The organism is Bradyrhizobium sp., assembly GCF_049512235.1.
Lineage (GTDB): Bacteria > Pseudomonadota > Alphaproteobacteria > Rhizobiales > Xanthobacteraceae > Bradyrhizobium.
Map to the genome: position 1 here is coordinate 1 of NZ_JBEKXH010000365.1, position 10,717 is coordinate 10,717.

At 64.0% G+C, this 10,717-nt stretch carries 10 protein-coding genes; 5 read left to right on the forward strand and 5 right to left on the reverse strand.

Going from position 1 to position 10,717, the window contains the following annotated elements; translation table 11 throughout:
* A partial coding sequence (locus ABSG20_RS26335) for a TerC family protein (RefSeq protein ID WP_423867414.1) occupies positions 1–645 on the reverse strand: 645 nt, incomplete at its 3' end.
* 2 nt (positions 646–647) lie between these two features.
* Entirely contained in the window at positions 648–1,376 is a 729-nt protein-coding gene (pcsA, locus tag ABSG20_RS26340) for a phosphatidylcholine synthase (RefSeq protein WP_423867422.1), read from the reverse strand.
* Positions 1,377–1,511: 135 nt separating this feature from the next.
* Here pcsA and ABSG20_RS26345 point away from each other — a divergent pair, with 135 nt between their 5' ends.
* Complete coding sequence (locus ABSG20_RS26345) at positions 1,512–2,711, forward strand: UbiH/UbiF family hydroxylase (protein WP_423867415.1); 1,200 nt, start codon at positions 1,512–1,514, stop codon at positions 2,709–2,711.
* Between the two features lie 3 nt (positions 2,712–2,714).
* Here the strand turns inward: ABSG20_RS26345 and ABSG20_RS26350 are convergent, their stop codons facing one another.
* Entirely contained in the window at positions 2,715–2,843 is a 129-nt protein-coding gene (locus tag ABSG20_RS26350) for a hypothetical protein (RefSeq protein WP_423867416.1), read from the reverse strand.
* A gap of 30 nt (positions 2,844–2,873) precedes the next feature.
* Here ABSG20_RS26350 and hspQ point away from each other — a divergent pair, with 30 nt between their 5' ends.
* The gene (gene hspQ, locus ABSG20_RS26355) at positions 2,874–3,206 is read left to right on the forward strand and encodes a heat shock protein HspQ (protein WP_423867417.1); all 333 of its coding nucleotides are present in this window, start codon (positions 2,874–2,876) and stop codon (positions 3,204–3,206) included.
* Positions 3,207–3,365: 159 nt separating this feature from the next.
* Here hspQ and ABSG20_RS26360 read toward each other — a convergent pair whose 3' ends face one another.
* The gene (locus ABSG20_RS26360; RefSeq protein ID WP_423867418.1) at positions 3,366–4,196 is read right to left on the reverse strand and encodes an invasion associated locus B family protein; all 831 of its coding nucleotides are present in this window, start codon (positions 4,194–4,196) and stop codon (positions 3,366–3,368) included.
* A gap of 318 nt (positions 4,197–4,514) precedes the next feature.
* Between ABSG20_RS26360 and ABSG20_RS26365 the strand changes: the two genes are divergently transcribed.
* From ABSG20_RS26365 to ABSG20_RS26375, 3 genes are all read left to right on the forward strand, one after another.
* On the forward strand, positions 4,515–6,248 hold the full coding sequence (locus tag ABSG20_RS26365; RefSeq protein ID WP_423867423.1) for an extracellular solute-binding protein: 1,734 nt from the start codon (positions 4,515–4,517) through the stop codon (positions 6,246–6,248).
* A gap of 4 nt (positions 6,249–6,252) precedes the next feature.
* Entirely contained in the window at positions 6,253–7,755 is a 1,503-nt protein-coding gene (locus ABSG20_RS26370; protein WP_423867419.1) for an AMP-binding protein, read from the forward strand.
* A gap of 99 nt (positions 7,756–7,854) precedes the next feature.
* Positions 7,855–9,087, forward strand: coding sequence for a GGDEF domain-containing protein (locus ABSG20_RS26375; RefSeq protein ID WP_423867420.1), 1,233 nt, complete (start codon positions 7,855–7,857; stop codon positions 9,085–9,087).
* Between the two features lie 16 nt (positions 9,088–9,103).
* On the opposite strand, the gene ABSG20_RS26380 is transcribed toward ABSG20_RS26375, so the two are convergent.
* A partial coding sequence (locus ABSG20_RS26380) for a TRCF domain-containing protein (RefSeq protein ID WP_423867421.1) occupies positions 9,104–10,717 on the reverse strand: 1,614 nt, incomplete at its 5' end.

The window sequence follows — 10,717 nt, forward strand, 5'->3', positions numbered from 1 at the left end:
GATATAGCCGCGTGGAATATGGAATTTGAATCCATCGGCGACCAGCGCGACACCGATCAGCACCAGAAAGGCCAGCGCCAGCATTTTTGTGGTCGGATGCTGCGCCACGAATTTCGCAACCGGGCCGGAGGACACATACATGATCAGGCAGGCGATCATGACGGCTGCGATCATGATGGCGAGGTCCTGCGCCATGCCAATGGCCGTGATGATCGAATCCAGCGAGAACACCATATCGATGACGATGATCTGCACAATCACCCAGAAGAAGGCCCGGGCCTTCGCCGCATCATCGTGCGCTTGGTCGCGCGCTTCCACCTCGGTGTGAATTTCGTGGGTCGCTTTCGCGATCAGAAACAGCCCGCCACCGATCAGAACGATGTCGCGCCAGGAAAAGGCCACGCCGCGTACGGTCAGGACCGCTTGCGTCAGGCCGATCAGCCACGCCAGAAGACTGAGCAGCAGGATGCGAAACAAAAGTGCCAGCGTCAGTCCGACTTGCCGAGCCCGCCTGGCCTGCCGTGCCGGAATGCGCGAGACGATGACCGACAGAAAAATGACGTTATCGATGCCGAGAACGATTTCCAGCGCGGTCAAAGTCAAAAGTGCCGCCCAGGCTTCCGGACTGAACAGCAGCGCGATCATGCCTAGAGCGATCTCAAAAGCCGGATTGCCGCGTCGCTGGCCACCATATAGGCAGCGATCGCACAGAGCGCGGCTATGACCGGCATGCCGACATTGAAATCGTTTGCCACCGTTATGACCGCGAGTGCCGCCCAGAGGGCGACCAGCGACAGCGTCAGCCAGCGCAGGCGCTTGACGCGGACCGGGTGCACGACATGGAAAGGAGCAAAGGTCAAAGCGATCAGGGCCATCACGCCGAAGCTCGAGATCGCCGGCGGCGGATGCAGCAGGAACAGATAGAACGCCGCGACATTCCACAGTCCCGGAAATCCGCGAAAATGATTGTCCGCGCTCTTCATGCGGCGATCTGCGAAATAGAGCGCGCCTGACACCGCTATCCCCGCCCCCTCTACCGGCGCCGCCAGCGGCAACAGCAGGCCGCTCGCGGCGATGGCATAGGCCGGTACAAAGACGTAAGTGACAAAATCGACAACGAGGTCGAGCACATCGCCTGACCAGTTCGGCTGCAGACGCGCAACATCGAACCGCCGCGCAATCGGGCCATCGATTGCATCGACCGCCAGGGCAGCCCCAAGCCAGCCAAACATCGCTGCCCAGTGTTCGCGCACGGCCTCGAGCAAAGCGAGCAAGGCGATGCCCGCCCCCAACGCCGTCAGGATATGCACGGAAAACGCGGCGCCGCGCATTGCCGGCGAGGCCGACACCAATTTCTGCTGGTCTAACTGCTCCATCTGCCCGGCAGTGCTATCAGGAATCGCCTCGATTTGTATATCAGCGGTTGCGGCGTTCCGCCGCGTCATCACAGGAAAGATCAGGGCGGTCATCCAGGCTTGAAATTGCCCGCCGGAAGCGTCAATTGTGCTGACATGGTCGATGCATCAGCAACTTTTGACGTCGTCGTGGTCGGCGGTGGCCCTGCGGGCCTTGCGGCTGCGATCGCCGCGGCGCAGACAGGCGCAAGTTGCGCCCTGATCGCCCGCCAGGCGCCCTACGCCGACAACCGCACCACCGCGCTTTTGGGCGGCTCCGTCGATCTCCTGGCGCAGTTGGAGGTCTGGCCACGCTGCCGAGACCAGGCAGCGGCTCTGCACACGATGCGCCTGGTCGACAACACCGGCCGCCTGATACGCGCGCCGGAGGTGCGGTTTTCTTGCGCCGAGATCGGCCTCGAAGAATTCGGCTTCAACATCGAGAACCGTCTGCTGGTCGCCGCGCTGGAGCAACGCGCGGCCGAGCTTACCGATCTGACGCGGTTCGACGACGAGGCGGACAGCATCAGCCCGCAAGAGGCCGAGGTTGCGATTCGTACTCTTCAGGGAAAATCAATGTCCGCCCGTCTGGTGGCCGGCGCGGACGGGCGGCACTCGCTGTGTCGCGAGGCCGCCGGCATCACAGTTGGGCGACGCGAGCTCAATCAGACCGCGCTGACCTTCAACTTCGGTCATTCGCGGCCGCATCGGAACATCTCGACCGAGTTCCATACCCCGTGCGGCCCCTGCGTATTTGTGCCGCTGCCGGGCGACCGCTGCAGCGTGGTGTGGGTTTCTTTCCCCGCGGAAGCCGAGCGGCTGATGGATTTGAGCGATGATGAACTGTCCGAGGCCGCCGAGAAGCAATCGCATTCGATTCTGGGCCGTATCCGCGTCGAGCCGGGGCGTCATTTGTTTCCGCTTGCAATCGAGCAGCCGAGACAATTCGCGCGCCGTCGTGTGGCGCTGGTCGGCGAGGCTGCCCATGTCGTACCGCCGATCGGCGCACAGGGCCTCAATATGGGCCTGCGCGATGCCGCCGATCTTGCCGAGATCGTGCGGCAGGCCATGGAATCGGGTGAGGATCCCGGTTCGCTGCGGCTGTTAAAGCGCTACGATGCGACACGGCGTCCGGACATCACCAGCCGGACCTTTGCCATCGATATGGCCAACCGCTCGCTGCTCAGCGATTTCCTGCCCATGCAAAGCCTGCGCGCGGCCGGGATGCATCTGATCGGCTCGATCGGACCGCTGCGGCGCCTCGCCATGCGCGAGGGGCTGGCGCCCTCTTGGCGATCGCCACCGCGGGTTGGCTAAACCTCAGGGAACACCAGCCGTCCGGCCGAACGGGCGCAGCGCGACCATCGGCGCCGTTGGCGCCGCGGCGTTGTGCAGGAACAACAGCGTGTTGTCGAAGCCATGGCTAAATCCCCCGTTTGCCTCTAGCATCGGCCACAATCATGGTCTATTCGACGAGATATGATAAAAACCCGGACCGCCAAATTTCAGATCGGACAGATTGTTCGTCACCGGATCTTCTCGTTCCGGGGCGTGGTCTTCGATATCGATCCGGAATTCAACAACACCGAGGAATGGTGGTTGGCAATCCCTGAGGATCTCCGGCCTCACAAGGATCAGCCGTTCTATCACCTGCTTGCCGAGAATTCGGAATCGGAATACGTCGCCTACGTTTCCGAGCAGAACCTGTTGCCCGACGATTCCGGCGAACCGATCCGGCATTCGCAGGTCGCCGAGATTTTCGTCAAGGACAAGTCCGGCAGCTACCGGCCGCGCAATCCGTCGCTGAACTAGCTTTGCCCGATATTGCGCCCTGACCCGGCATCGGAAGCTGGTCCACAGCCTGCCCGGCATTCGCGGGCGCTCGCTGCGAGTGATCCGCGCAATAAGATAAAGGCGCCTCGATCCGGGCGCCTCTTCTCTACGTTGGTCGAACAACCCTGGGCTGATATATTACTTCGCCGCCGGGTTGGCTGCGGCGGTGCCGGCCGGCTGGGTGGCCTCGAGTTTCTTGCGCGCTTCCTCAGCGCGCTTCTGCAGCTCTTCCTGCAGCTTCTTCTGGTTCTCCTCGAACACCTTGGGATCGGTCGGCGGGCCGTCATAGGCCTTGGCAAAACTTCCGCTGCCCTCCTGAAGGGGTAGCGCCAAGGTCACCGGCTCGGCATTGGCGGCGATCGCCTGAACGTACAAGTTCTGCCCCTTCTTCATGCTGGCGAGCAGATCCGGGGTCAGTTCGTAGTCCGACATACACCCGTTGGCGTAACATATCGCATAAGGGCTCTGTTGCGGCGCGTTGGTGTCGACGATAACGCGGGTTCCGTGAACCAGCAGCATGCCGAGCGGCAGCGTGACGCGCAGGATCTTTTTCGGCTCGCCTTCCGGCTCGATGATGACGGCCGCGATGACCGGCTGCCCGGACTCGATGCGGCCATCCTTGCCGGTGAAACAGACCTGCTTGGCATTGGCATCCTGGCCCTTCAGGCAGAATTTCGTCCACGGTGCATAAATCAGCTGGACTTGCTGTTCGGGGGGCTGGCCACCCGCCGCCGCCGGTGCGCCGGTCGCGGGCGGCGGCGCTTCCTGAGCGGTCGGTGCGGGCGCGGCTGGAGCGGCTTTCGGCGCAGCCTTCGGCGCGGCCTTGGCCTTTGGCGCTGCTGGTGCCGCGGGCGTTTGGGCCCGCACGCTGGACGCGAGCGGTAGCGCGGTGATCACAACCGCGGCCGCAAACGAGGCGAAAAACCGCCCACGCGGCCAGATAGGCGCGGCCAACATACGGAAATTCATTGCGCAAAGCCCTTTCTGAACGGGAGCGCCCAAGACCGCTGCAGGCACCGACACCTACCGTTTGGGCGGCTGTCTCATTGCCAAATAAGGCGGATACGTGACGGGTCCTGCCTTCTTGGTCAATCGCCCGCCTTCATACAGCGGCGGACGAAAAGATCAATGCCGACAAGTGTATTTGCCAAATCACATCACCGTGCCCGGTCGTGCGTTACGCGGCGCAATCGCATTCGATTTTTTCTGTGCGGCGCGCTTGCATTTGCGCTCTCGGTGCCACTTTACGCCACCGTGGCCCGGGCAGCGGCGGTTTACGCGATTGCCATGCACGGTTCACCTGCTTTGCCGGCCGATTTCAGTCATATGCCCTATGCCAACCCCGATGCGCCGAAGGGCGGTCGCTTGGTGCAGGGTATTCTCGGCACTTTCGACAGCCTCAACCCGCTGATCGTCCGGGGCCTCGCCGTGCAGCAAATCGTCGCCGTGCAGCAAATGCGGGGCTTGGTGATCGAGAGCCTGCTGGCGCGGGGCAATGACGAGGCCTTCACGCTCTATGGCCTGTTGGCAAAAAGCGTGGAGACCGACGACGCCAGGAGCTACGTCACCTTCCGTCTCGATCCCAGGGCGCGCTTTTCCGACGGCCGGCCGGTGCTCGCTGAGGACGTGGTGTTTTCCTGGGCTTTGCTACGCGATCACGGGCGTCCCAACCATCGCCAGTACTATTCCAAAGTCGTCAAGGCCGAAGTACCCGACCCGCTCACGGTACGATTTGATTTCGGCGGCGCCAATGACCGCGAGCTGCCGCTGATCCTTGGCCTGATGCCGGTTCTGCCCAAGCATGCCGTCGATGCCGCGACCTTCGAGGAAACCACGATGACCGCGCCAATCGGTTCCGGCCCCTATCGCGTCAGTGCGGTCAATCCCGGCGCCAGCGTGACGCTGACCCGCGATCCGGACTATTGGGGCCGCGACCTGCCGGTCAACCGCGGCTTGTGGAATTTCGACCAGATCAGACTGGATTTCTATCGCGAGGCCAATGGCTTCTTCGAAGCGTTCAAACGCGGCCTCTACGACTTTCGGGTCGAAACCGAACCGCTGCGCTGGCATGAGGGGTACGATTTTCCGGCCGCCCGGGATGGCGAGGTGATCCGCGATACCATCAAGACCGGCATGCCTCAGCCGTCGGAATTCCTGGTTTTCAACACCCGCCGTCCGCTGTTTTCCGATATCCGCGTGCGCAAGGCTTTGACGCTGCTGTTCGATTTCGAGTGGATCAACCGCAACTATTTCTTTGGTCTGTATGGGCGCTCGGCAGGCTTCTTCGCCGGCTCCGAATTGTCCGCCTACACCCACGCAGCCGATGACCGCGAGCGAGAACTTCTGAAACCGTACGAATCGCGAATACCATCCGATATTCTCGATGGTACCTACCGGCTTCCCGTCAGCGACGGCTCGGGGCGCGATCGCGCGATGCTTCGCGGCGCGCTGGAGCTATTGGCTCAGGCGGGCTACGATCTCGACGGCACGGTATTGCGGCAGCGCTCGACCAAAACCCCCCTTGTCTTCGAAATCCTGGTGACGACACGGGATCAGGAGCGCATCGCGCTGGCCTATGTGCGCGATCTGAAGCGCGCAGGCATCGAGGCCTCGGTGCGCGCGGTCGACGCGGTGCAGTTCGAGCAGCGCCGGCTCGGCTTCGATTTCGACATGCTTCCGAACCGCTGGGATCAGTCGCTGTCGCCGGGCAACGAACAGTCGTTCTATTGGGGCAGCGGGGCCGCCGACATTCAGGGCACGCGAAACTACATGGGCGCCAAAGATCCCGCCATCGATGCCCTGATCGCGGCGATGCTCGAAGCGCGCGGGCACCCCGCCTTCGTCTCGGCGACGCGGGCGCTGGACCGGATCCTGATGGCGGGCTTCTACGCTATCCCGCTGTTTAGCGTTCAAGAGCAATGGATTGCGCGCTGGAATAGGATAGAATGGCCGTCGGCCAGGGCCTTGACGGGCTATCTCCCGGAAACCTGGTGGCAAAGGCCGGCCTCTGAACCGAAGTGATCCCGTGATCCAGACCAACGTTTCGCCGACGCTCGATGGGTTGTTTAGACGGATACTGGCACGAAAGCCGGATGCGCTGGCCCTGCTCGATCCGCTCAACAAGCCGCGCGTCACCGGCCACACGCCAAGACGCCTGACCTACGCGGACGCCGATCGAGCGATCACGGCGCTATCGGCGCATTTCATCGAAGCGGGCTTGCCGAACAACTCGGTCGTCGCGATTCAACTGCCCAATACCGTCGAATTCGTGCTGACGGTGCTTGCCGCGCACCGCGCCGGGCTGGTCGTCGCGCTGCTTCCGCTGCTCTGGCGCCAGGCGGAACTGACCGTGGCGCTCAATCGCATCGGCGCCCGGGCGATCGTGACCGCGGCCAAGATCGATGGCATCAGTCATGCTGACCTCGCCATGAATGCGGCGGCCGACGCATTTTCGATTCGCCATGTCTGCGGCTTCGGCAGCGATCTGCCGGAAGGCATGGCATCGCTCGATGATGCCATCGAGACGCAATCGACCACCGGCCGCGCCGTTACCCCCGACGGCCGGCGTGCGGCGATGATCTCATTCGACGTGACCGCCGATGGCTTCCGTCCGGTACCGCGCACGCATCTGAGCCTGATCGCCGCAGGCCTCGCATTATCGCTCGAAAGCAATATACCGCAGGGATCGGCGCTGATGTCGGCATTCGCGCCGACCTCGTTTGCGGGTTTGACCTCCTCGCTTGCGATCTGGCTGCTGACGGCCGGCGCATTGGCGCTGCATCATCCGTTCGACGGCGAAATCCTGGCGCATCAGATCAACGAGCAGTCCTGCGAAACGCTGATCGCGCCGGCGCAATTGACGCTGCGATTGGGCGAGATCGATATGGACTCGCGTTTGCCGAGCCTGCGCCATGTGCTTGCTCTCTGGCGCGCGCCAGAACAGGTCGCATCGAGTCCGGCCTGGAGCGGCGGACCGGCTGCCCTGACCGACGTCTATCTGTTCGGCGAAGCCGGATTGTTCGGCGCCCGCCGCGCGGCCGACGGCACGCCGGCGCCGATCCTGCCGGGTCTTCATGGCGCGCCGCGCGATGTCTCGGGTTCGTCGATTGCGGGCGAAATCCTTCTGACATCCCGGGGAACGCTGGGATTGCGCGGACCGATGGTGACGACCGCGGCCTACGCCCCGCTTCCGCCCGCTGGCGACTCGTTGTCGACACCTCCTCCGCGCGATTACGTCGACACCGACTATTCCGCGCGGCTCGACCGTACGACCGGCGCGATCTCCATTACCTCCCCGCCCAATGGCATCATGGCGGTAGGCGGATACCGTTTTCTGGCACAGGATCTGCAAGAATGGGCACGGCGGCTTGGCCCGGGCGCGCTGCTGACCGCACTGCCCGACCGCCTCAGCGGGCATCGCCTCGCCGGACGCGCCCGCGACAATGCCCGCGCCCGCGAGGCGCTGTCTGAACTCGGGCTCAACCCGCTGATGGTGGAAGCCTTTCGCGACCGGCCCCAGGTCTCCTGATGGCCGATCCGGCCCGCACGGCTTCGTTGACGGCTCATTAAGTCTGACAAACTAGCCTTCGCCGGTTCCATCGATCGCCCCGATCCGAGTAGTTTTCAGATGTCCCAGCAAGGCCCGATCGTCGTCGTCGCCAGCACCGAGCGGCCTTTCTTCACGACCGCGCTGGATGAGGCGAAGATATTTCCGGTGATCGACCTGCCCTTGGCCGACGCGGCCTGCGCCGTCGAGCAACTGCAGCCGGCGGCGGTTCTGGTGGCATCTTCGGAAACCCATGCGCCCGGTTTTGCGGTGTTGGCGCAACAGATCGCGGCAATCAAACCCTATCTGCCGCTGATCGCCGTCGATCCCCTGACATCGCTGCCGGAGAACGCCATTCCTTTCACGCAAAGCGGCGGCAATTTCGATCGTCTGCTGGCGCGGCTGCGCGCGGCGCTGCGGGTCAGGAGCTTGCACTCGACCGTGCTGCGCCGGCTTGACGACGGCCCGGCGGCCCCAACCATGCCGGCGCCCCCCGATCCGGCCCGTGACGCCACCGTGCTGCTGATCGGCCGTGGCGCCAGCTATCCCTCGCTTTCGGTATCGCTCGGCGAGCGGATGGGGATCGTCGGTGCGCTGAGCATGGAAGCGGCCGCCAGACACCTGAATGTGCGCGATATCGATGGCGTCGTGCTCGGCGATGGCTTTACGCCGCGCGTGGTGGATGTGTTCCTCACCGTGCTGGCGGAGAGTGCGCGCTTTCGCAATCTGCCGGTCGTGGTGACGTCGGATGGCCTCGCGCCGGCCTATGATCTGCCGAATCTCGAAATCATATCCGGCGAGCCCGAGCGCATTGCCGCCAACGCCGTGCCCTTGATCCGCCAGCACGCCTTCGAGGCCTATCTCGCCCGTACGCTGCGTTCGATCGATGCCGGCGGCCTGCTCGATGCACGAACCGGTCTGTTGACCGCGGCGGCCTTCAATCGCGACTTCGCCACCGCCGTCGAAGAAACGCTGTCGCGTGGCGGCGGATTGTCGGTGGCACGCTTTGCCTTCGATCCCCGGCAGGAGCGCGCGCGGCTCGATGGCGCGCGGATTCTCAGCCGGCTGATGCGGCAGATGGATTTCGGCGCGGTGGGCGAGGACGGCTCGGTCATCGTGGTGTTCGCCGAGACCAATCTGCGCACCGCCCACACCATCGCGCGGCGGCTTTCCAGCGTGATCCGCCATACCAGCCACGACAAGCGCGAGGCGCGTTCCGAGCCGGTGGCGACGCTCGCCACGCTGTTGCCGACGGATTCGGCGCAATCGCTGCTGGCGCGGCTTTACGACCACACCCGCCGCGCCGCGTCGTAAGGGAAGCATCGCCACCTCACGCCGCCTTGCGGTCTTCGGCGAGGTTGGCGAGCTGGCGCAGGATTTCGGTGGTGCCGGCGAGGCGCTGTTCCGGCGTCTGCCATTCCTGGAAGAATACCACCTTCATGTCCGGCCGCACCCGCGCCGCCTTGCCGTGCTGGCGGATGAAATAGACCAGCCGGTCCGGCTGCGCGAACTTGTTGTCGCGGAAGGCGATGACCGCGCCCTTCGGCCCGGCATCGACCTTCTCGACATTGGCTCTGCGGCAATAGTTCTTGATCGCGGCGATCTTGAAGAGATAGCGCACCTCGTCCGGCAGCACCCCAAAACGGTCGCGCAGTTCGGCGGCGAAATTGTCGATCCCGTCGTCGGTGTCGAGATCGGCCAGCCGCCGGTACAGCGACAGCCGCACCGCGAGATCGTTGACGTAGTCCTCGGGAATCAAGACGGGCATGCCGATCGTGATCTGCGGCGACCAGCGATCGGCCGCCGGTTCGACCACGCCGGCCTTGAGGTTGAGGATGGCCTCCTCCAGCATCGACTGATAGAGCTCGAAGCCTATTTCCTTGATATGGCCGGATTGCTCCTCGCCGAGCAGGTTGCCGGCGCCGCGGATATCGAGATCGTGCGAGGCCAGCTGGAACCCGGCGCCGAGGGTTTCCAGCGACTGCAGCACCTTCAGCCGCCGCTCGGCCTGGGCGGTGATCTTCTGCTGCGCCGGTAGCGTGAACAGCGCATAGGCGCGCAGTTTCGAGCGGCCTACCCGACCGCGCAGCTGATAGAGCTGCGCCAGTCCGAACATGTCGGCGCGGTGCACGATCAGCGTGTTCGCGGTGGGGATATCGAGGCCGGACTCGATGATGGTGGTCGAAAGCAGGATATCATATTTGCCGTCGTAGAACGCCGACATGATGTCCTCGATCGCGGTCGGCGGCATCTGGCCGTGGGCGACCGCGACCTTCATCTCGGGCACGTTCTTGTCGAGAAAGTCCTTGACGCCGGCGAGATCCTCGATCCGCGGCGCCACGTAGAAGGCCTGGCCGCCGCGATAGCGCTCGCGCAGCAGCGCTTCGCGGATCATCAGCGGATCGTGCGGCGCCACGAAGGTGCGGACCGCCAGCCGATCGACCGGCGGCGAGGCGATGATGGAGAGATCGCGCACGCCGGTCAGCGCCAGCTGCAGGGTGCGCGGAATGGGCGTCGCGCTCAGCGTCAGCACATGCACCTCGGCCCGCAATTGCTTCAGCCGTTCCTTGTGGCTGACGCCGAAATGCTGCTCCTCGTCGACGATCAGAAGGCCGAGATCCCTGAACTTGATCGTCTTTCCGAGCAGCGCATGGGTGCCGACCACGATATCGACCGAGCCGTCGGCGATGCCGTTCTTGACCTGCGTCAGTTCTTTCGGCGCGATCAGGCGCGAGGCCTGCGCGACGTTGACCGGAAATCCGCGAAAGCGCTCGGCAAAAGTCCGGCTGTGCTGCCGCGCCAACAGCGTGGTCGGCACCACCACCGCGACCTGCTTGCCGTCGAGCGCGACCGCGAAGGTCGCGCGCAGCGCCACTTCGGTCTTGCCGAATCCGACGTCGCCGCAGATCAGCCGGTCCATCGGACGGCCGCTTTCCAGGTCTTT